The sequence below is a fragment of the Roseomonas sp. TF40 genome (genome assembly GCF_057219975.1).
The window spans coordinates 265,779-285,437 of record NZ_JBXVVR010000004.1; the positions used below are offsets into that span (position 1 = coordinate 265,779).

Genomic DNA, 19,659 nt, shown 5'->3' on the forward strand with positions numbered 1-19,659 from the left:
CACGTGCGACATCGGAGAGACTACAGGGCCGCGCGATGCCCTGCATCCCAACGCAGTCGCTCACGGTGCACCAGCCGAGCTGCGACGGATGGAGAAGATAGAGCCGTGATGGACCGCATGACCCTCGGCCTCGCGCGCCTCGGCTGCTCGGGTTCGGTCGACGAATGGCTGCGCGGCTGATGTATCGCCTGCGGTTGTCGCACCGGCTAACGGCATGAAGAGTGACCGCGTCGAGGCCGTATCGTCACCGCCGAGCCGCGCGAAGATGCTGTCCGCGTTGCGCGCAGTACGCACCGCAAGCTGGCTAGGCGCAGCGGTGCCGCCGTCACCGGTGAGCAGTGGCGCGAGGGCTGCGACGTAGGCCCGCGTCTCCGCCGGCAATGGCTGACCCGTCGCCAGATGCGCCTCTACCCGACGCGGCCCCGCGTTGTAGGCCGCCAGCATGACAGGCACCGATCCGAACCGGTCCAGCATCTCGCGCAGGTACGCGGTGCCCGCCAGGATGTTGTCCTGCGGCGCGAAGGGATCGGCGCCGAGGCCGTGCTGGGCGCGCAGGCCCGCCCAGGTCGTCGGCATCACCTGCATCAGCCCCATGGCGCCGCGGTGCGACACGGCATGCCGATCTCCGGCGCTCTCCGCGCGCATCACCGCCCTGATCCAGGGCTCCGGAATGCCGAAGCGCTGCGAGGCAGCTGCGATCTCGGCAGCGTGGATCGTCTGCGCCGCTACCCCGGACAGCGGAAGGCTGACTAGTAACAGCACGGTGGCGATGCAGGACCATGACCAGGACGGGAGGAAGAGTGCGTGTGGTCCGCGGCGCTCTGCCTGAGCATCGCGTGCCATCGGCGTGCCCGCGTGGATGGAACTCGTCGCGCTCATGGTCCGCGCTCCGTGATCCAGACAGGACGCAGGCGGGCGACGATGCTCGTGCGCGGTAGAGGCCCGAAGTAGCGGCCGTCGAGGCTGTCCGGCTCGGCCGCATTGAGGAGGAAGACCTCGCCAGATTCGAGCCCGTGGCACCCTTGCCAGGCGGGCAGTACTCGGCCCAGGCGGTCAGCCATGCGACGGTGTGCCACCGTCTCGCCGTCGACCATGATCGCTGTGCCCTCTGCGCACACCACCTGCGGCGGCAGGGCGGCGACATGCTTCAGCAACGGCACGCCGTGCGCGACATAGCCTCGCTCGGCGAGCAACACCGCAAGCGTCTCGGGCGGGCGGACGAGGACCAGATCGCCCAGCGAGATGTCGTTAGCCGGTGCCGCGGCATAGACGCCGAGCGGCACGCTCGCCGATGCGTTCCAGATGATGCGCGGCTGCCAACTCGTGACCGCTGAAACAGCAATCAGGCCTAGCCCGGCGAGCATCGCTACGACCGGCACCGCACTCCGTCTCCGCCGCGCCGTCATGCGTCGATCCTCCGCCGCAGCAGCCAGGCGCGGTGGCGCTCGCGTGTGTAGGTCCTAGGCTGCTCGCCGGCCGCGAGCCGGTTCATCACGTGCCGCCAGTGGTCGGGGCAGGCCTCCTCCGGCGCGACGCCGGTCTGATCGAGAGCGTCGATCGCGCGCAGTACCTCGTTGACCTTCGGCCAGCCGGAGATGCGCAGCAGGATCTCCGCCCCCGGCTCCACGAAGCCGATCGTGCTGTAAGCCTCGCCGGGCGCGACCGCGCGCAGGATGTCGATGCGGCTGACCACAGTTCCGTAGCCGTTGGACGCCCAGCGGACGAAGGCGAAGATCTCGCCGGCGGCGAAGGCGACGACGCGGCGGCGGCGGTCGAGGATCGTCTCCTCGGCGATCCGCCCGAAGCGGATCCAGCGCTCGACGCGACCCTCGAGCCACAGCAGCTCGACGCGGGTCAGAGCCGCCATGGCGCCGCCCCCCGCTCCCCGTCCCGGTCGCGTTTTCCACCGACCGGACTGGGCCTGCCTTCATTAGAATTAGACTCAATTAGAGTCTTTACGGGCCAGAATTCCGTCTGTGCTGCAACGGCTTGCGGGTGATTCGTGCGCCTGATCTGCCGTGTCGGCTGCGCCTGATCTGCCGAATCCTCTGCGCCTGATCTGCCGTGCGGCTCCACAGGCCTGCACAAGTTATCCACAGAGCCGGCGTTGCGGCTGCACGGCGTGATCCGCAACAGTTCGGTGCCGCCGGCATCGCGGCGGATGGCGAGCCGATAGCCTGGCAGGCTCTGCCGGACGGCAATCCGGCGGAGGTCGAGCGCGAAGTCGGCGAAGCGCGCCAGACTGCCGGACTTGGCGTGCAGGTGCCGGAACTCGAACGCCCAGCCGGACGGCTGATGGCCTGCGTGCTTGCGCGCAACACGGTACAGCCAGCGCTCGATGCCACCCGACAGGCGGAAGTACGCCGGGTCTATCGTCAGCAGCAGCTGGCGGTCGAGGACGCCGCGGTAGAACCAGTCCGGTAGCACGAACTCCATGCCGTCGGCGCGGCCGGAGGCGGCGACCCGCTCCTCCCATTCGTTGATCCAGGAGAATTGCTGGCGCCGCCAATGCGCGCCGTGGCGGATCGTGGTGCGGATGACGGTGGACTGGAGGCGGGCGAGCGCCGCCTTCAGCAGCAGGTACTGGTGCTGACCGGCGCCGCGCCCGATGGCAGTCAGTAGCTGGTGGGGCGCGAACCGCATGAACCGGGAGGCTGCGAGCCCGCGGTCGGCGGCCTCGACGATCTGCGAGCCGGCCCAGATCAGCACGTCGGCGTCCCAGATGGTGGCCATGCCATGCTCGGGGACGGCATGGACCTGCACCTCGATGTCGCCGGCGCGGTAGAGGATCGGCGCGACGCGACGACCCTTTGCCAGCGAGAAGAACGGCCGCTCCATGAGATCCCGCTGGTCGCGGCGCGGCGGTCCCTCGTCCGGCAGGGCGTCGAACGGGCTCAGCCTGAGCCGCTCGCTGGGGGTTCGCTCGCCGTGCATCGTCGGGTCAGCGCCGTGCTGCGCCGGCATAGGCCGGCGAGATGGCAGCATGACGCTTGGCGGGCAGCACTGTCTCGCCAGTGTCGTCGCTGGTCGAGGCCTTTGTGCCGCGGTTCACCCAGGCCTGGAGGTCGGTGACGGCATAGACGACACGGCCACCGAGCTTCGAGTAGCGCGGGCCGGTGCCGTAGGTGCGGTGCTTCTCGAGGGTGCGGCCGGAAAGGCCGAGGAAGCGCGCGGCCTCGGGCGTGCGAAGGTAGCGCGGCGGCAGGCCGGCATTCGGGTCGGGCATCGGGAGCCTCCGGTGATGCTGTCGGATGCCGCGCATGGGGCGCGGCGGTCGCATCGGAGGCTGGCGAAGCGGGGTCGCGACGGGGGAGTCCGAAGACTGCAGCGGAGAAAGCGGACCCCCTGTGCGGAGGTCAGAGCCGGACGCTTGGCCCCGCCGTCAGCAACACCCGGTAGCCGCCATCACGCAGCGCGCGGGCGGTGGCGAGGAGGCGCAGTGTGCGGCTGCGCAGGTCGTGGGCCTCCCACGCAGGGCCGTCAGGGACGCGATCGGCGCCGAACAGCCCGCGCGCCAGGTCGCGGAGGGTCGTACCCTCGGCGTGCCCATCCAGCGCGCGAAGCCGGAGGATCAACTGCCGCCGCTGGTCGCGCGTCATGCCGCGCTCTCGCTCGGGACGGCCATGCAGCGCGTGCCACAGGCGCAGCGCGGCAGCCATCCGTCTGGGCGCCAGGTCATCAAGAGGGATGAGGATGCCAAGCGGCGCGTCGGGCGGAGGATCGCCTACCTGCCAGACCGGCTGCGACTGTGTCCCAATGACGCCATGCAGGCCGTCACTCGCCTGGCGCGGCGAGTTCACAGGCGGCAGGGCAGCCGGAGAGCGTAGCGAGAATGACGGCGGCAAGGCCGAGAGCGCCACGGTGGCGGTGCAGAGCGCCGGCATCCAGACGACGCCCGCTGTGCGTGCGTCGAGTTCCGGATCGGCCGGGAAATTGCAACCCCCAGCGCTCGGCGACGGCGTCGGCCGCGTCATCGGGCCGCCGGTCGTCGAGCTGTTCCCAGTCCCGCACGTAGCGCGGGTTGCGCCGGAGGAACTCCCAGGCGAGATCGCGCGCCGAGGCGTTCTCCAGCTCTGCGTAGGCGGCGGCCGACCGCCAGTCTCGCGACGGCATGGCAAGGCTCCGGCACAGGGCGGAGCGCACGCTCCGCGCGCAGCATGCCGAGATATGCGTCTATTCGGTGTGTTATGGAGGCGCGCGCCGGGCAACACGTGTTGCCGTCGGCGCAACGCCGGTCAGCTGGTCGAGCCCTGCCGCAGCAGGTCGCGGTAGCCGGATTCGGTCATCCAGCGGGCGCGGGCGAGATGGCTGTCGTGGATTCGCCGTGCCTGGTCAGGATCGCGATCAGGGTCGAGGCCGAGGACGATGCGTGCAACTTCCCGCCAGTCGGCCCCCTCGGCCGCGGCATCCAGCAGGCGGAGGTAGAGGATCTTGTGGGCCAGGTCATAGGACGTGACGCGCGGCTCGTCGGGTGGGGTCTCGAGGATCCTCGCGGCGGTCATGCGGGCGCCCCCTCTGCCGGCGTCTCATCGCGCTGTCGCCGCAAGGTCACCCATCCGGGCCGCGAGCGCCAGACGGTGCGTTACATGGGAGCGCGGGCGTCCGATTTACACACTATAGAAGATAAACTCAAAGTATGTAACAGCCCAACCGTGCCGGCATGGACATGCGCCGGCTGGTGGGGAGGAACGTGCGTCGGATCAGGCTGGAGAAGGGCCTGACGCAGGAGGCGTTCGCCGAGCGGTCCGGATTCAGCCAGCAGTATCTGAGCAGCCTGGAACGCGGCCGCCGTAACCCGACCATCGTCACACTCTTCGAGTTGGCGTCCGCCCTGGGCGTCAGTCACGTCGCGCTCGTCGCGCCGGACGGCGAAAGCGGCGCGGCCGCACCGCTTCGCCGTGGGGGTCGCTCAAGAAAGACTACGACCGCACCTGAGTGCCCGTGACGTTCCAACATCGAAGGCGACGTGCCGCGACATAGGTTCCGCTTGACGCATCGGTGTTTCAGGAATAGCTATCTGTGAAACGTCGATGTGTGGGGTGTGCATTGGCTGCCCAGATCCTCCCTTTCCCGAAGCCCGCCGCGGTACCGTCGTCGCCCATCGCGACCTATCTTTGGGTCGGTGAGGCCCATCGGAAGCTGGCGGATCTGCACGCCGCAGGCCATTTGCCGGCCCGCCGGCTGGTCGTTGAAGCCTCCCGCCTACGTCATCAGCGAGAGATCATCGCCGCGGTCCGAGACGCTGGTGGCGAGATCGTCCTCGATACCGAGGTGGCGGAGCTTGCAAGCCTCGGGAAGCATGCCGGGCGGGCTCGGGGTGCACCGTGGGCACTGCCAGAAGGCACCGGCCCCCTCGGCCCCGATCATTTCCGGGCGGACGCGGCGACCGACGTCATCGGCCAGATCGCACGTTTGGCGGTGTCGTCCGGCGTCACCGCTGTGTTGTCCCCGGCGCATCATCTCGGTGACCCGGGGTTCCGCGACTGGCTGAGCGTCGATTCCGAAGCGTGCATCGCCCTGCGGCGCACGCTGGACCGCGAGGGCGGCCAGGGCATTCCGATCGACTACCCATTGATCGTTCCGAGCGCGATGCTGAACGACCCGAGCCAGCGGGGATTGCTGGTTGCGATGCTTGGCAGGCTACCCATCGACCACGTCTGGCTGCGGGTCGTGGGTTTGGGCGCAGATGCCGGCCCCTTGCAGATGAGCCGCTACCTCTCGGCCGTGGCAGGGCTGCACAATCTCGGCAAGCCCGTGATCGCGGATCACCTGGGCGGGCTGCCAGGCCAGGCTGCATTGGCGTTCGGCGTGGTCTCGGGAATCGCGCAGGGCATCGGCGAACGCGAGCGCTTCGATACGGGCGACTGGCACAAGCCAGTCAAACCACGGACCGACGACGCGAAGTTCGGCCGCGCCGTCCGGGTTTCGATATCCGGCCTCAACCGCACGCTCACACGCGCCGAGCTCGACGTGCTCGCCAGCGCGAAGAATGGCCGCCGCATCTGCGGGTGCGCTGATCGCGCGTGCTGCAAACATGGCTACGACAGCATGGTCGCCGATCCGCGCGGGCATGCGGCGCGACAGTTCTTCAGCAGCATCGCGAGGCTGGAGGCCGTGCCGGACCTTCGGCGCGAGACGTTTTTCCTCGGCCACGACGGTCCCATGGCGAAGGCGGACAGGACGGCGCGTGAGATCAAGGCTCTGCGGCCAGACGCCGCTGAAGCGGCGCGCCACAACGTCGACCCGAAAGCCCTGATGAAACGGCTCGCGGACCACAGCCGGACGACCGAGAAGATACGCACGACCTTGGAAACAATTCACGAGACCCGTGGCAACGACGTGCCACGCGCGCGCGTGGCCACCCTTCGAAGTGGAGGCGTACCCAAGTCGGCAACGGGGAAGCCATGAACGCACGCTCAGGGGCGATGCCCCGCTACATCGAGGATCTGAACGCGCTCGGCGGCCTGTCAGGCACCGACATCGCCAATATCGCCGATGTCTCCAAGGCCACCGTCTCTCGCTGGAAAGCCGGCACCGTCAAGCCGCAGCCGGACACGCAGCTGGTGCTGTCCGACCTGCACTTCATCGTCCAGCGTCTCACCGAGTACTACAGCGCAGATGAAATCCGCACCTGGCTCTACGCGCGTCATCCGCAGCTCGATGGCCAGCGCGCCATCGACCTGATCAACCAGAACCGGTCCGAGGACATCCTGCGCATCCTCGATCGGCTGGATTCGGACGTGTATCTCTGACGCATGGCCGCGGCTCGCTCCCCCCGCGACAACCACCTGCTCGACGCCGTCGAGGCGCTGCCGCGGGAGGCCTGGAGCGGCCCGGTCTGGCGCGTCGTGCGCGAAGGGCGCGACCCGACGCAATGCAGCGCGGTGGGCGGTCGTTGGGACGATCGCAGCTTCGAGGTTCTCTACACCTCGACGCATGAGGACGGCGCACGGGCGGAGATGTTCTTCCATCTCAGCCGCGGCCAGCCCGTGATGCCGTCGCAGGTGCGCTACGGCCTGCACGAGCTTCGCGTCACGCTCGATGCCTGCGTTCGCATCGCCTCGCTGGAGGTGCTCGCGAGCCTGGGTCTCAAGACCAACGCGTTCGGTCAGCTGTCCTACAGCGAACGGCAGCTCGAATATCCGCGCACGCAGGAGATCGCCGAGGCCGCGCATTTCCACGGCCGCGACGGCCTGTTCGTGCCGAGCGCGCGCTCCACCCATCCCAACCTAGTCGTGTTCTGCGGCGTCGCCGGACCGGAGGCGGTCGAGGCCGTGCGCGACCACGGCATCGTCGACTGGACGGCCTGGCGCAACGCGCAGCGCAACGGCTGAGCGGCGCGCCGTCAGCGCGTCAGGGGTCGCCGCCGCCCAACAGATCGCCCTGCGCCGCGACGCGGCGGCGACCGCGACGTGCAGCGGGGGCCTTCGCCGCTTCAGCCGAAACCGCGGCCTGCAGTGCCGACGCGGGCAGCGTCGGGCCGTTGCAGATGCGCTCCAGGAGGTCGGCCTGCGCGCCCTCAAGCGCCACCAGGCCGCCAAGCACGTTCAGCACGTTGAGCAGTTCCGCCGTGTATTCCGGCAGCCAGCCGAGCGGCTGGATGTCGCCGAGCGGCGACGGCTTGCGGCGGTCGCCGATGATCGGGCGCGAGCGGTCGCGGCCGCGATAGCTGAACCATTGCGTCAGCACCTGCTTGCCGGAGACTTCGTAGTCCCAGACGGCACGCGAGACATTGTCCACATGGCCCTGGCCGACATGCAGCCGGCGGGTGGCGTCGTCATAGCGGATCGCGTCCGGCATTGCCGCAGGGTCGGTCGGGATGGCGCCGTCTTCCGGGATGGTCGGGCGGTCCGCGGCGGGCAGGCGCGGCGCGCCGGCGGGGCGGCCCTCGGCCGCATCGACGAAGCGCTCGCCGAAACTGTGAAGCCAGATGACGCGGCTGCCGAGGCGTGCGGCCTCGGCAAACAGCGCGGCGTCGGTGGCGAGCGGGATGCGCAGGCCGGGCTGCACGAGGTCGGGCGCGAAGCGGGTGACATAGGCCGGGTGCGCGGCCACGGCGGCGATATAGGCGAGGAGGTCGGGTGCGGAGACGGGAGCGGCAATCGCCGAGGAGAGCGCGGCCAGCACCGTGGCATTGATGTTTGGCGTTGCCGCAGCGCTGTCGGCCCAAAAGGGAAAGGCGCGACCGCCGCGACCATTGTAGTGGTGCAAATCGGGGATGAGCGAGCAGAAGGTCACTGCCGGGCCTCCGCTCGGCGTGCGGTCATGCGGCGCGGTGAGGTAGACCTGCTTCTCCGAGTGCACGCGCCAGAGGTTCGGATTCGGCCGGTTCAACAGTCGATTGTCAGGGATGATCCACTGGCGATCGAAGGACCGAAAGCCGTAGCGCGTCGGCGGGACGACAGGCCCCTTGTCCTTCGCGATGGACAGCGGGCGATTGTCGTACCCGGGCAGCCCCTCGGTCAGAACCTTGCCGGTGTGGCGATCTCCTAGATCTTCCTCGGTCCCGTGCGGATGAAACAGCACTTCCTTCCGCTCGGGATCGCGCTCGGCAACGAGCCGCTTCCAGCGTTCCTCCAGTGACCAGCGATCCGGCGCGATCACCCAGGTGCGCCCCGGCATGACGCCCGAGCCGTTGTAGTCGAACAGCGCATCGAGCGTCGGATAGGTCGCCCACCCACCGGTCGCGGCAGGCAGGAACGCCGCACGCGCCTCCTCCGGACACTCGATCCAGCTTGCGCCGTCGAGCGTCAGCTGCGCCAGGGCCTCGAACTTCACTTCCCGCCGCCCGACGGGCAGCGCGCGATACCGCACACGGGCAGGCTTCTTCGCATCCGCCTTGCCGGTCCGCGCCACCAGCACGATGCACACAGGCTGCTGCACGCCCTGGAAAATGCGCGAGCCGACGGCGGGCTGATGCCCCTCCGGCGAGCAATCCACCACCCAGATCTCATCCCCCGTCCGGCGCAGATCGGCGCGCATCGCCTGGAAGCCCGGCCCGTTCAGAAACCCCGCCACGGTGATGAAGCACACGATGCCGCGCCGATCCGCCCGCGCCTGCGGCGCGGCCGTCGCATCGCCAAACACCTTCCACGTCGCCCAGCGCCAGAAATAGACATAGAGGTTGCGCAGATGCTTGGAATGCGCGCCGACGCCCCATTCGGGCGGCGGCATCCAGCGCGCGAGCGGCGCGGCCTCAGTCGCATTCGCGCTGCCGGCCTCGACCCAGCCGCCGCGGCCCTTCGCCTTCTCCTTGTAGGGCGGATTGCCGATGACGACGGTGATCGGCTCCTCGCGCTTCACCTTGTTCGCCTCGCGCCGGGATTCCGCGAGCGGCTTCAGGATCTGCGGGATGTACTCCTCATCGGCATAGGGATTGCCGAGGGTGTCCGTGACATAGAGGCGCAGGTGCACGTCGGACGGCACTGTGCCCTTCACCTTGAGCAGGTCGGCGACCTCGGCCAGCAGGCGCAGCTGCGCCACGGCGAAGGGGCCGAACTGCAACTCGAAGCCGATGATGCGCTTCAGCGCGGCGCGGATGACGCCCGGCACGGTACCGGCGCCGTCGGCCCGCGCGGTCTCCGCGATGCGCCGCAGGACGCCGAGCAGGTACGTGCCTGTGCCGACGGCCGGGTCCGCCAGCGTGACCTCGTTCGAGGCGAGGCCCTCCGGCTGCCCGAAGCGCACCGGGTCACGCAGCACGTCATCCACCAGGCGCACCATCGCGGTGACCACCTCGGGCGGCGTGTAGTAGGACCCGGTGAGCTTGCGCAGGTCGTTGTCGTAGGCCTCCAGGAAGTGCTCGTAGAAATACAGCCAGGCCTCCGGGTCGCCCTTGCCGATGGCGGCCCAGTCCACGGCATCGAGCACGCGCGTCAGGGTGCCGAGCGACGTCTTCAGCGCTTCCTGCCCGTCGACATCATCGGTCAGCACACGGAAGGCGCCACCGATCACGGTGTTGGTCTTGGCCAGCGCCCGGGCGACGCGGTCCAGGCCATCGGCGAGCACGATGCCCTGCGCGCGCGCCATCAGCAGGCCGAAGGTGACGGCCTGCGCGTAGCCGTCGGCGAAGTCCTCGTCACTCGCTTCGGGGAACAGCAGCCGGCGCCAATCCTCGGCGAGACCGGTTAGCGCCAGGACCTTCTGTTCGAGTTGCTCGGTGACTTCGTCCCGCAGCAGGCGACACAAGCGGGCGCTGAGCGCGGCGAGCGCGCGCGCATTGGTCGGCGGGATGGGTTCCCACCGCAGGAAGTCGCCGAACAGGCGCGTCAGCGCGTCCGGCGCGGTGAGCGCGGCGCCGGCGTTTTCCACGTCGCCGGACAGCCGCACGATCTCGCCCTGAAGCACGCCATCGCGCCAAAGCGAGAAGGCGTTGCCGTCGGTGTAGATGAGGTTCGGGAGCGACTTGAGCTTAGTCCACTGGTCCCGGTCGTGCTCGTCCTTGAAGCGGCGCGGGTCGGCACCCTTGCCAGGGGCCTTGACCTCAATGAAGCCGACAAGGGCGTTGCGCGCGCGCACGGCATAGTCGGGACGGGTCTTGAGGGAGGCGAGTGTCGTCTCGCCGATGGCAACGACATCCCCGCCCCTGAACAGCAGGATCGCCGCGAGGTCGGTGATCAGCGTCTCCAACGGCGCGCGAAGCTGGTCTTCGGGCGCGCCAACGGCGGCCTTGCCGGAGAGCTTGGCTTTCAGCGAGGCACCGAAGCGGGAAACGGCGTCGGCGAGCGTCATCACGGGCACGCGCGGGGAACCTCGGCTATTGTTGCTATCCCGCCCAGGCTAGGGGACCCGGTGGCCGATTGCCAGCACCGCAGCCGAAACTCGGCTCAGGTCGGCGCTGCGAACCGGAACAGGACGAGAGGCTGTCCACCAGGGTCGGCCGGCGACAGCCGCAGGTCCCAGTCAGTGATGGCGACATCCCCACTTCCAGTCCCGCCGGAAGTGATCTTGCCGGTTGAGATGTCGACATCGCGCGACCCCAACCGCATGCCCCCGCGCCGTCGAGGCACGCGCAGGACGACGCCGGATCGGCGGACGATCAGGCAGCCCTCGCAGCTACGGCCGGACGCCGCGAGCCGGATGCGAGGACTTGTCGGGTCGAAGTGGAAGCGGACAGCGGCGCCGAACGAGAGGACGGACGACGCCTGAAGCCCATGCGGCCAAACAAACTCGGGCAGGCCGTCTGTGCTGCTGTTCAGCAGGACGAGCAGCGCGCCGTCCGCTATGGCTCCACCCGCAGCGTCCTGCGCGCAGAAGCCCACGGCGGGTGATGGCAGGTCGACCAATAGGAATGCGTCGCCTGGGGAGAGTTCCTCGATGGGACGGAGAGTCACGGGCGGCCAGAAATGCATGCGCTGCCTTTCATGCTACCGATGGGCGTCCTACCCTCGTCACCGCCGCATATCGCGCAGGAAGAGCTCCCAGTACGCCTCGGCAGCCGCCTGCGGCATGAGACGTGCCGCATCCTGGCTGCGAATGTTCATGCCGATCGGACGCCAGAACAGGCCGTGTTCATCAGCTTCGACGTTGAGGATTTCATTGTAGCTGTTGCGAGCTTGGCTTTCTGACGACGAATAGGCAATTCCGTCCGGCAGCTTTCCAAGGAAGATGTGGCAGGATGCCGCCTTCTTTCCGCCGCGGTACAGCGCCGCCGTGAACGCTTCGGCATCAATGCGCTTGAAGCGCGCCTCGACGTCGGGGTGTCGCTGCGCCAACTCATTCAAGGAGTTTTCGAAGAAGGCGGCAAAGAACTCGAAGGTTTCGTCACGGAAGCGGTCACGATCGATATCGGTGAAGCGTCGCGGCAACCCAAGATTGCTGGATCTGGGTGCCGGGCGAACGGGCTGTTGTGGGTGCGGCTTGGTCGCCGTCCGGCTCGGCGGCGCCGGCGGCGCAGTCGGCGCGCTGGCTTGCAGGGCCCGCCGGATAGCGCGCACAACCTGGAGAAAGCCTTCGTCCATATCGGCGAACGACCGGACTGGCTTTCCGTCATCCGGTGTTGCAGCGATCTTGCCGAACGGCGTGCCGTGCCAGTCGCAAGGACGCAGGATGACAGGGATGACCCGCGCCTCCCTTGCCGCATGTCGCTCCATGGCGCGGCGCATCTCGATGTCGAAGCAGTATCTCGAAGCGAGGAAATCCGCGCTGACGAGAAGCAGGATGACATCGGCGCGCTCAAGTTCGGCACTGATCGCGTCGTCCAAAACATCGCCGGCTGGGATGCGCCGATCGTGCCAGGTTTCGACCAGGCCCTCGTGCTTGAGCGCAGACAGATGTTTCTCGAGCTGATCGCGCAGTGCCTCGTCAGCGTGGGAGTAGGAAAAGAAGATCGTCGCCATGATGTCCCAGCAGGCCGCTGGAAGGGGCGCACCGTGTGTCGACACGGGCACGCTGGGCGGCGCTTTCATGGATCGGATAGCACGATGCGGCGATTCGGGCTGGCGGTAGCGCGACTGTGGCGGGTGGGGGGCGCCCCGCCCTCCCGGGCGGGGCGCCGTTGGCCGTTCACTCCCTGCTGCGGTTGCCGTTGGGGCGGGACCAGATCAGTTCGAACTCGCCGCCCTCCATCTCGAAGAGGTTCGCCAGGATCGGCGCGGGCAGCGACGGGTCGTCGAGCTTGACCGAGAGGTAGTCGCGGCCCTCGTTCGAGGTCTTCTTCCACGCCGCCCCGATCTCGGCGCGGCCGGCGAAGATGCGGAAGTCGGGGGCCTTGTCGCTGCTCTTCTCGGCCGGCCGGACCTGGACCTTGGCGTCGAGGGTGAGCGTTGAGACGGTGCCGGTGTAGCCGTTCTCGGTGCGGGTGAAGGTGCCGATGGTCGCCATGATGGTCTCCTGTCTGTTGGCCGGGCCGCGCCCATCGCGGCCTCGGTGGCGATCGTCCGGCCGGGGGCGGGCGCCGACGCACCCGCTTGCGGGCCGCAGCGCAGCGGAGGACGGGGCTGGGAGACTTTCTTGCCTCGCGAGGAATGCGCGGCACGCGCAGGGGAAGAAAGTCGCACCGGCGCCGTTGCGGCCGAGGCGCCCGAGGCGTCAGCCGTCCGTCGGCCAGATCAGGCCATCCGAGGCAGCGTGGCAGCGCGACACCGGACGGACCACGGAGACAGCAGTCGACTGTCGCTGCGCCCGGCACAAGGGCGATGAACCAGTCATCGCGGTCCCGGCGCCCATGACGTGCACAAGGGAGGATCCGGCCGGAACGGGGGAGGCGAGATGCTGGACAGGTGACCCATCATCCCGGCTCGGTGGGACGTGGCGTGGATGTTCCCGCCGAGGGCCGCCCTGCTTCGGTTCAGCCGCGCGATTCCGATGACGGCGCGGGCAGGCGTGCCGCGGAGGGGGATGGCAGGCGAGGCTGATCCGGTCCCGCCCCTTCAGCGAACTCGGCGTCGGGACGGCCAACGGTGACCTGCCTCGGCTGGGCGCCGGCGCCCGCGAACGCAGCCAGCTGCACTGCCGCAGAGACACCCACGGCCAGGCCGCCGATCGCCGCAAACACGTGCCGCCAGGCTTCCGACGGCACGAGCATCGCCGAGATCCCCAGCACTGCGTGGTAGCCGGCGACGGCTGCCGGTGCGGCAAACAGCAGTGCGATGACGGCCCGCAGCGCAAGCGAGCGGACGGACGCGAACAGCACCTGAGCGGTGACCAGAGCGACCGCGCCGGCAACAAGCCCGACCAGCACGGCGCCGATCACGCCCGCGCCCGTCTCGAACGCCCACATGCCGACCGTCAGCCCGACGAAGAACGGCACCGCGTAGATGGCGAGCGTGAACAGCAGCACGAGCATCGTGCCGAGGCCGAACAGGCTGACGATGACACCGAGCGTCATGCGACCCTCCCCGGTCGAGGCGCGATGATGCGCCGCGATTGTAGCGGATCGCGGGCGCGCAGCGGTTCGCCTTTGCGCGAGCGCATTGTCGTGCGGGGGGCGTTACCCGCCGCCCCCGCGGAAGTCGAAGAGCGGGATGCCGAGGCGTTTCGCCTTGTCGGCCAGGTTGTCGGTGACGCCCGAGCCGGGGAAGACGATGACGCCGATCGGCAGGGTCTCGAGCAGCGCGTCGTTACGCTTGAAGGGGGCGGCCTTGGCGTGCCGGTGCCAGTCCGGCTTGAAGACGATCTGCGGAACCTTGCGCTGGTCGGCCCAGCAGGCGGCGATGCGCTCGGCGCCCTTCGGCGTGCCGCCATGCAGCAGCACCATGTCGGGGTGCTTCGCATGCACGCGGTCGAGCGCGGCCCAGATGCGCTGGTGATCGTTGCATTCGACGCCGCCAGCGAAGGCGATGCGGACGCCCGGGGGCAGCAGCGGCTCGGTCTCGGCGTGGCGCCTGGCGGCGAGGAAATCGCGGCTGTCGATCATCGCCGCAGTCATCGTGCGGCGGCTGACCATCGAGCCCGCGCGCGGGCGCCAGGCGGAGCCGGTGTGGTGCTCGAAATGCTCGGCGGCGGCATCGCGGAGGAACTCGAAGGCGTTGCGGCGCTCGATCAGAGTGAGGCCCTGGGCGAGGAGGCGTTCCAATTCGACGGAGCGGACCTCGGAGCCGTCCTGCTCGCGCTGGGAGCGCTGCTGCGCGGCCTCGTTGGTGTCGAGCTCGCGGCCGATGCGGTCGATGCCGCGATGGAAGAGGTTCACGAGCGACCAGAGCAGGTCGGGCAGATCGGGCTCGAGGCGCGTCTCGCCGAGGCTGGCGACGAAGGCGTCGACGATGTCGGCGACGGCGCCGGAGAGGCGGTCGGGATCGGGCAATGGCCGCGGGTCGGGCTCGTCGGCGAAGGGGCGGTAGCCGTGGAGCTGGAGCTCGTCGAGCAGATGCGCGGTGGCGGAGGCGGCGTGGGTGGGTTCGGCGGCGTCGAAGCGGTCGGTCATGGCCGGGTCCTCGCTGTCACGGGCCGCGCCCATCGCGGCCTTCGTGGCGATCACCCGGCCGGGGGTGGGACGGACCTGCACCCGCAGGCGAAGCCGGAGGGCCGCAGCGCAGCGGAGGACGGCGGCGCGCGGCTTTCTTGCCTCGCGAGGAAGCGGCCCGTCAGGGCCGCGGGGAAGAAATCCGCGCGACGGCGTTGCGGGGAGGGACCGGCTCCGGCCCGATCGCCGGAGAGAAGGCCGTGGACGCGGTCATGTACGAGGAGAGCCGCTTGGATGAGTTCAGCGCGCAAGAATTCCGAGTGAGCCCCAGGCATCCGAGCATGTCTATCGCGTCGACGTTCGCGCCTTGCCGCAATTGAACGGCTGCTTCTGGCGGAGACTGGACAGTCCGCCTATTCGCGCTGGGCCGCCTCTATACGGACATCGCCTCATGCGGGCGTGAGTCGGTTATGTCGCGAACAGATGACCAGGCGCTTTGCGCCGCGTGTCATCGCGACGTAGAGATGCCTGCGGTCCATCTCGGCGGGATCGAGGACAACTGCGACATCCGCCTCAAGTCCTTTGAGCAGCAGCGTGCTGCCGACGGTCCGTCGCGCCAAAGGTCGTCCGACCAGCCGCGATCGCTCGCGCTCCTGAACCGCTGCTTCGGCAGGAGCCAAGGTGGCGTCGTCGCTGCAATTCTTGAGCATGCGCAAAGCGCCGCGTAGGATTGCTGGCCGGTGGGTACGGACGCCGGCCTCCTTGCCGATTTCGACCAGAAGATCCGCAGCGGAGCGGTAGCAGGGCGCTTCCGCGAATCGCACAGCAGCGGCTTCGGCCGGCGAGGCCGGTTTACGCTCGCGGCCCTGGCGCAGGGTGGCCACGCGCGCGAGCAGGTTGGTACCCCCGGTGTTGGTCATTACATTGCTGGCAAAATTTATGACATGCTCCAGGGCCCCCGGCGAGGCAAGATCGAGCCCTTCGCCGAATGCGACGAGATCGCGCATATCGACGTTCTCGACCGCGACCGCCCCAACAATCTGGCTGGCGAACTGGCGCTGGCCAGCCGGGTTGCGCGAGTCGGCGATGATCAGAACCTTTTCGCCCTCGGCTGCCGCTATGCCGCCTGCACGCAAGCGTTCCTGATGGTCGCTGGCGCCGTCGAGACGGATCCAGGAAACATTTCGTGGTGCTGCCGCGAGATCGATGCCTTGCCCTGCGATCAGCGCGCGGCGAACATCGAGAAGATAACGGCCGAAGCCCTCCTCCCCGACATTGATCCATCGCCAAGGCGTATCGAGTTCGGCTGCAATCGGAAAATACGCGCAGACATGCTTGTCCCAGTCTGCGAGCGCATTGCCTTGAAAGCCAAAGATCGCCTGCAAAGGGTCACCGAGAACACAGGTGTCGAGACTTCGCGCCGCGAAGGCCACGATGGCGTGCTGGATGTCCGAGCAATCCTGATATTCGTCGACGATAAGCCGAGCGTACGTCGCGGCGAGCACATCGGCGACATGGCCGTCGCGCAGCACGATGGCCGCTGCGCGGCGAATTGCCGGATAATCAGTGCGCGGATTCTGAATCGACAGGATCGCCGGATCGTGCCCACCCCGCTTGGGGAACATGGTCAGCAGGCGAATGCACCAGCCGTCGATGGTCGACAGCCGGTACTGCGACGGCCTGACCCCCGCGTAGTCGAGCCGCGCGCGGAGAGCCGCCACACCGGCGTTGGTGTGCGTGAGGACAAGGATTGGCTTCGAGCTCTCGTGGCGCGCGAGCGCCTGAGCAATCAGATGTGTTTTCCCGCATCCAGCGGGCGCCGTCACGGTGCCACGGGCGATCGAGAGAAGATCGACCTCAGGCATCCGCACACCAGTTGAACACGGCCTCGATCGCTGCGCGAAACTCGGGGCGCGCATTCGGCAGGTCCGGGCCGATGATGTCGCGCGCGGCCTCTTCCATGCAGCTCACTGTCTTGAACCAGCTGTTCTTCTTGTACTTGGCGGCGTCGGCGAGGGTAGTCCTGATAAGGTCTGTCATCGGTCCGCGGCAATCCGCGAGGCTCATGATCCCAAACGAGGTGGTATCAATGTGCGCGGCGATCAGCTCCTCGCCGTGGATTTCGACCGCCCTTTCCAGCAACAGGTGGACCCCATTGTCGCTAACTCCGGCGAACAGCGCCTGTTCCAGCGCCTGCCCGTCCTGCCATTTGAACAGATCACCGCCCGCAACCTCGAAGACACCTTCCTCGCCCGCGTCGGGTTTCACGTCGTCGTCGCGTAGCACTGCAACACGGTAACCGAGCGACGCTAGCGCGTTCGCGCGGACGTAGATCTTGGTAACGCCGCCCGCGTCGACCAGCGCGACGCCATGGGCATTAAGGGATACTTGGCCTGCGGTCGTTCTGTGCAGATCGAGACCACGAAGGAGCCCGACCTCGCTGGCACCTTCACAGATGAGCACCGATCGCGCGAGAAAGGCATCAGGCTGCACACGAATCGTTCCCTGGATCGCATCCTCGGTGCCGACTAGCTGTAGGTGGTGGAAACCCGGACGCTTCCTCGCCACCCACAGTTGATCACCGCTAAGCTCTCGAAGGGCGACAGGCGAATGGGTCGTCACGAACGCTTGGATTGGCGCGGGCTTCTCCTTGGCGCCTATTGCTCCGAGCAAACGGATGATGCGATGCGGCTCAAGGCCGTGCTCGAGTTCATCGACGAGCAGAACGCTGGATTCCTTTGCAGCTTGACGCTGCAGGCCAGCGACCAAAAGACGTGTCGAACCGACACCAAGCGCGCGCAACGGCACGCCATCGTCGCCATGCAGCGCGATCGTGCCGCCGCTGAACGAAACGGAGTGGGCGTCCAGCATCGCTTTCAATTTGTCGCCGACGGGAATTCCCAGTTCGCGCGCTGTCTCGGCGACGATCTTGAGAGTCTCGCCCAACTGCTTATCGGCGAGATCACCAAATGCAGATCGCGCGTCACGCGCCGCGCTCGCCAGCGCTGCAGCAGTGTCCGCCTTCTCGTCCGTCAGGCGGTTGAGCACCGAGCCGCGCCGCCACGCGAGATTTTGGTCTGCAAGGGCGCCGATCCGCGTCGGCGAGAGGCGAACCCGGTCGCCCCAAGTCAGATTGCGCGACTGGCCCTGGGCCCGAGCGCGATCGGACACCAAGCTCCAGACCGGGTCGAGATCGCTGCCGATTCTGAGCTCGATCGTGAGCACTGTCTCCTTGCCCGCTTCAGGTTCGTCGTCGATCGTCTCGCTTGCGGCATCGAAGCTGCGGACGTAAGCGCCGTAGGTCTCCATGCTCTTGAGCGCGTCCGAGAGGTCACCGATGGTGATGCGAATTTGGATCGGCTGTGACACGTCGAGAGCGTTGAAGTCGGCATCGCTCAATTGAATGGTGCGGCGCGCGCCGAGGCATAGATCAATCGCGTCGAGGATCGATGACTTGCCGGCATCGCCGGGGCCGATCAGGCAGTTAATACCGGGAGTGGGATGCCATTCGAGTTTCTCAATACAACGAAAATGAACAATCTCGATGTGGCGAATTTGCGCCATTGTATCCTCCGATTATTCTTGGGCGAGAATAGCTAAGCGGGAATGTTCTGACCAGCGTCAGGGGGCGAGATAGTCACCGTAAAGTGCCACCGATCCGGACTGGGCAGGGACGGGCGCGAAGCAGACGAGAGCGGTCGAGCCGCTACACTGAATGCCTTGGGTTAAGTCAGGCGGTGCCGCTAGCCAACAAGTAGGCTGCATCCTCGGGTGCAAGCTGGACGCGCACCCGAGCAGCCAACTCCGTACGGGCGATCTGGCGCAGATCTTCGTTGAAGTCGTCCGAACGCGGGCTCAGCAACACGGGCTCCGTGCCGGCTCGCCCTGTCCTTTCGGCCAGCACTATGGCAGCGCGGGTTCCAGCGCGATCAGTATCTTGGGCAACGTAGATTCGGCGGAGACTAAGCGGCAGCGAGAGCGCGACGAGGTGACTCGCCGACAGCGCGGCGATCATTGGGAGCCTGGGCAGCAAGCACCGCAGCGCCAGCACCGTCTCGATGCCCTCGCCTACTGCGACGACGTCCTGCACAACGCCAAACCGCACACCATTCCCAAGGAGCCGCCCCATCGCGCGCCGCGGCGTAGCGATCGGCGCCTTGCCGCGGCCGTCGCGCGCGAGCCAAGTGCGATGCACGCCGGTGATCGTGCCGTCGAGATCCGTCACCGCGGCGAGCATCGCGGGCCACGTCTCGACCGGCGCGTTCTCGTCCGCGCGGTAGTAGCAGCGCGGGTGGAAGCGCAGCGCGGGCAGGTCGTCCACGTAGGTGATGCCGCGCGCGCGCAGATAGGTCTCGGCCAGCGTGCCCTTGATCGGCAGCCCGGCGTGGAACAGCCGGCGCGCCGCATCCGGCGAGCCGGCAGCGACAGGCGCGCGCGGCTCAGGCCGCTGCGGCGGCGGCAGGCTGAGGAACCGACGCGCTTCCTCCAGCACGTCGCGCAGGCTGTCGAGGCCGCGCGCCCGGGCGATCAGGTCCAGCAGGTCACCATGCTCGCCCGTCGCGGCGTCGGTCCACTTCCCGGCGGCGCCGCGCCCCGCCTCCGGCCCGTGCAGCCGCACGAACAGGCTGCGCCCGGGCGTATTCGCGACATCGCCAACAGTCCACCAGCGCCCCTCGCGCCGGCCGTTGGAGAGGTAGTGGCGGCAGACCGCCTCGGTGTTGCGGGCCAGGCGGCGCGCGAGCGCGGCGGCATCCTCGCGCATCGGTCCCTCCATGAAGATGCGGGCCCGCCTTGCGACGGGCCCGCGAGGTGCAGGG

General features: G+C 68.1%; 21 protein-coding genes. 4 read left to right on the forward strand and 17 right to left on the reverse strand.

The window, feature by feature from the left end; genetic code table 11:
* Positions 1 to 60: 60 nt before the first annotated feature.
* The 8 genes from AC2D9U_RS14485 to AC2D9U_RS14520 all read right to left on the reverse strand — a co-directional run bounded on the left by AC2D9U_RS14485 (position 61) and on the right by AC2D9U_RS14520 (position 4,502).
* Positions 61 to 879: a lytic transglycosylase domain-containing protein gene (locus tag AC2D9U_RS14485; protein WP_484750129.1), complete on the reverse strand. Its 819-nt coding sequence runs from the start codon at positions 877 to 879 to the stop codon at positions 61 to 63.
* Positions 876 to 1,379, reverse strand: coding sequence for a S26 family signal peptidase (locus tag AC2D9U_RS14490; protein WP_484750131.1), 504 nt, complete (start codon positions 1,377 to 1,379; stop codon positions 876 to 878). The genes AC2D9U_RS14485 and AC2D9U_RS14490 overlap by 4 nt, the downstream gene beginning before the upstream one ends.
* A 23-nt stretch (positions 1,380 to 1,402) precedes the next feature.
* Entirely contained in the window at positions 1,403 to 1,867 is a 465-nt protein-coding gene (locus AC2D9U_RS14495; protein ID WP_484750133.1) for a DUF2840 domain-containing protein, read from the reverse strand.
* Positions 1,855 to 2,964 (reverse strand): replication initiator protein A, encoded by a 1,110-nt coding sequence (locus tag AC2D9U_RS14500; RefSeq protein WP_484750135.1) that lies wholly within the window; start codon positions 2,962 to 2,964, stop codon positions 1,855 to 1,857. Before AC2D9U_RS14500 ends, AC2D9U_RS14495 begins: the two co-directional genes overlap by 13 nt.
* Entirely contained in the window at positions 2,942 to 3,226 is a 285-nt protein-coding gene (locus AC2D9U_RS14505; RefSeq protein ID WP_230165369.1) for a helix-turn-helix transcriptional regulator, read from the reverse strand. The genes AC2D9U_RS14500 and AC2D9U_RS14505 overlap by 23 nt, the downstream gene beginning before the upstream one ends.
* Before the next feature lie 130 nt (positions 3,227 to 3,356).
* Positions 3,357 to 3,884, reverse strand: a complete 528-nt coding sequence (locus tag AC2D9U_RS14510; protein WP_484750138.1) for a DUF2285 domain-containing protein — start codon at positions 3,882 to 3,884, stop codon at positions 3,357 to 3,359.
* A complete protein-coding gene (locus AC2D9U_RS14515) occupies positions 3,775 to 4,143 on the reverse strand; it encodes a transcriptional regulator domain-containing protein (protein WP_484750140.1) in 369 nt (122 codons plus the stop codon). Before AC2D9U_RS14515 ends, AC2D9U_RS14510 begins: the two co-directional genes overlap by 110 nt.
* A gap of 92 nt (positions 4,144 to 4,235) precedes the next feature.
* Positions 4,236 to 4,502 carry a DNA -binding domain-containing protein gene (locus AC2D9U_RS14520; RefSeq protein WP_484750142.1) on the reverse strand — a complete coding sequence of 89 codons (267 nt, stop codon included), beginning with the start codon at positions 4,500 to 4,502 and terminating at the stop codon, positions 4,236 to 4,238.
* 164 nt (positions 4,503 to 4,666) lie between these two features.
* Between AC2D9U_RS14520 and AC2D9U_RS14525 the strand changes: the two genes are divergently transcribed.
* From AC2D9U_RS14525 to AC2D9U_RS14540, 4 genes are all read left to right on the forward strand, one after another.
* Positions 4,667 to 4,945: a helix-turn-helix domain-containing protein gene (locus tag AC2D9U_RS14525; protein ID WP_484750144.1), complete on the forward strand. Its 279-nt coding sequence runs from the start codon at positions 4,667 to 4,669 to the stop codon at positions 4,943 to 4,945.
* A gap of 101 nt (positions 4,946 to 5,046) precedes the next feature.
* Positions 5,047 to 6,408, forward strand: coding sequence for a hypothetical protein (locus AC2D9U_RS14530; RefSeq protein WP_484750146.1), 1,362 nt, complete (start codon positions 5,047 to 5,049; stop codon positions 6,406 to 6,408).
* A gap of 17 nt (positions 6,409 to 6,425) precedes the next feature.
* Positions 6,426 to 6,752: a helix-turn-helix domain-containing protein gene (locus AC2D9U_RS14535; RefSeq protein ID WP_235907590.1), complete on the forward strand. Its 327-nt coding sequence runs from the start codon at positions 6,426 to 6,428 to the stop codon at positions 6,750 to 6,752.
* 3 nt (positions 6,753 to 6,755) lie between these two features.
* Positions 6,756 to 7,334 carry an RES family NAD+ phosphorylase gene (locus tag AC2D9U_RS14540; RefSeq protein WP_484750149.1) on the forward strand — a complete coding sequence of 193 codons (579 nt, stop codon included), beginning with the start codon at positions 6,756 to 6,758 and terminating at the stop codon, positions 7,332 to 7,334.
* Between the two features lie 19 nt (positions 7,335 to 7,353).
* On the opposite strand, the gene AC2D9U_RS14545 is transcribed toward AC2D9U_RS14540, so the two are convergent.
* From AC2D9U_RS14545 to AC2D9U_RS14585, 9 genes are all read right to left on the reverse strand, one after another.
* The gene (locus AC2D9U_RS14545) at positions 7,354 to 10,731 is read right to left on the reverse strand and encodes a type ISP restriction/modification enzyme (protein WP_484750151.1); all 3,378 of its coding nucleotides are present in this window, start codon (positions 10,729 to 10,731) and stop codon (positions 7,354 to 7,356) included.
* A gap of 95 nt (positions 10,732 to 10,826) precedes the next feature.
* Positions 10,827 to 11,351, reverse strand: coding sequence for a hypothetical protein (locus tag AC2D9U_RS14550; RefSeq protein WP_484750153.1), 525 nt, complete (start codon positions 11,349 to 11,351; stop codon positions 10,827 to 10,829).
* Between the two features lie 39 nt (positions 11,352 to 11,390).
* On the reverse strand, positions 11,391 to 12,338 hold the full coding sequence (locus AC2D9U_RS14555) for a toll/interleukin-1 receptor domain-containing protein (protein ID WP_484750155.1): 948 nt from the start codon (positions 12,336 to 12,338) through the stop codon (positions 11,391 to 11,393).
* 166 nt (positions 12,339 to 12,504) lie between these two features.
* Positions 12,505 to 12,822, reverse strand: coding sequence for a DUF736 domain-containing protein (locus AC2D9U_RS14560; RefSeq protein WP_484750157.1), 318 nt, complete (start codon positions 12,820 to 12,822; stop codon positions 12,505 to 12,507).
* A 466-nt stretch (positions 12,823 to 13,288) separates the two neighbouring features.
* Complete coding sequence (locus AC2D9U_RS14565) at positions 13,289 to 13,828, reverse strand: hypothetical protein (protein ID WP_484750159.1); 540 nt, start codon at positions 13,826 to 13,828, stop codon at positions 13,289 to 13,291.
* 102 nt (positions 13,829 to 13,930) lie between these two features.
* On the reverse strand, positions 13,931 to 14,863 hold the full coding sequence (locus AC2D9U_RS14570) for a DUF2493 domain-containing protein (RefSeq protein ID WP_484750308.1): 933 nt from the start codon (positions 14,861 to 14,863) through the stop codon (positions 13,931 to 13,933).
* A gap of 428 nt (positions 14,864 to 15,291) precedes the next feature.
* Positions 15,292 to 16,707 carry a UvrD-helicase domain-containing protein gene (locus AC2D9U_RS14575; RefSeq protein ID WP_484750161.1) on the reverse strand — a complete coding sequence of 472 codons (1,416 nt, stop codon included), beginning with the start codon at positions 16,705 to 16,707 and terminating at the stop codon, positions 15,292 to 15,294.
* Entirely contained in the window at positions 16,700 to 18,406 is a 1,707-nt protein-coding gene (locus AC2D9U_RS14580) for an ATP-dependent nuclease (protein ID WP_484750163.1), read from the reverse strand. Before AC2D9U_RS14580 ends, AC2D9U_RS14575 begins: the two co-directional genes overlap by 8 nt.
* Positions 18,407 to 18,572: 166 nt before the next feature.
* On the reverse strand, positions 18,573 to 19,604 hold the full coding sequence (locus AC2D9U_RS14585; protein WP_484750165.1) for a DUF7146 domain-containing protein: 1,032 nt from the start codon (positions 19,602 to 19,604) through the stop codon (positions 18,573 to 18,575).
* Between the last annotated feature and the right edge of the window lie 55 nt (positions 19,605 to 19,659).

Excerpts from the sequence above, each read along its gene's own strand:
- AC2D9U_RS14485 (WP_484750129.1), bottom strand. The coding sequence starts at position 879 with ATGAGCGCGACGAGTTCCATCCACGCGGGCACGCCGATGGCACGCGAT.
- AC2D9U_RS14495 (WP_484750133.1), bottom strand. The coding sequence starts at position 1,867 with ATGGCGGCTCTGACCCGCGTCGAGCTGCTGTGGCTCGAGGGTCGCGTC.
- AC2D9U_RS14500 (WP_484750135.1), bottom strand. The coding sequence starts at position 2,964 with ATGCCGGCGCAGCACGGCGCTGACCCGACGATGCACGGCGAGCGAACC.
- AC2D9U_RS14505 (WP_230165369.1), bottom strand. The coding sequence starts at position 3,226 with ATGCCCGACCCGAATGCCGGCCTGCCGCCGCGCTACCTTCGCACGCCC.
- AC2D9U_RS14510 (WP_484750138.1), bottom strand. The coding sequence starts at position 3,884 with ATGCCGGCGCTCTGCACCGCCACCGTGGCGCTCTCGGCCTTGCCGCCG.
- AC2D9U_RS14520 (WP_484750142.1), bottom strand. The coding sequence starts at position 4,502 with ATGACCGCCGCGAGGATCCTCGAGACCCCACCCGACGAGCCGCGCGTC.
- AC2D9U_RS14525 (WP_484750144.1), top strand. The coding sequence starts at position 4,667 with ATGCGCCGGCTGGTGGGGAGGAACGTGCGTCGGATCAGGCTGGAGAAG.
- AC2D9U_RS14535 (WP_235907590.1), top strand. The coding sequence starts at position 6,426 with ATGCCCCGCTACATCGAGGATCTGAACGCGCTCGGCGGCCTGTCAGGC.
- AC2D9U_RS14540 (WP_484750149.1), top strand. The coding sequence starts at position 6,756 with ATGGCCGCGGCTCGCTCCCCCCGCGACAACCACCTGCTCGACGCCGTC.
- AC2D9U_RS14545 (WP_484750151.1), bottom strand. The coding sequence starts at position 10,731 with ATGACGCTCGCCGACGCCGTTTCCCGCTTCGGTGCCTCGCTGAAAGCC.
- AC2D9U_RS14550 (WP_484750153.1), bottom strand. The coding sequence starts at position 11,351 with ATGCATTTCTGGCCGCCCGTGACTCTCCGTCCCATCGAGGAACTCTCC.
- AC2D9U_RS14555 (WP_484750155.1), bottom strand. The coding sequence starts at position 12,338 with ATGGCGACGATCTTCTTTTCCTACTCCCACGCTGACGAGGCACTGCGC.
- AC2D9U_RS14560 (WP_484750157.1), bottom strand. The coding sequence starts at position 12,822 with ATGGCGACCATCGGCACCTTCACCCGCACCGAGAACGGCTACACCGGC.
- AC2D9U_RS14565 (WP_484750159.1), bottom strand. The coding sequence starts at position 13,828 with ATGACGCTCGGTGTCATCGTCAGCCTGTTCGGCCTCGGCACGATGCTC.
- AC2D9U_RS14570 (WP_484750308.1), bottom strand. The coding sequence starts at position 14,863 with ATGACCGACCGCTTCGACGCCGCCGAACCCACCCACGCCGCCTCCGCC.
- AC2D9U_RS14575 (WP_484750161.1), bottom strand. The coding sequence starts at position 16,707 with ATGCCTGAGGTCGATCTTCTCTCGATCGCCCGTGGCACCGTGACGGCG.
- AC2D9U_RS14580 (WP_484750163.1), bottom strand. The coding sequence starts at position 18,406 with ATGGCGCAAATTCGCCACATCGAGATTGTTCATTTTCGTTGTATTGAG.
- AC2D9U_RS14585 (WP_484750165.1), bottom strand. The coding sequence starts at position 19,604 with ATGCGCGAGGATGCCGCCGCGCTCGCGCGCCGCCTGGCCCGCAACACC.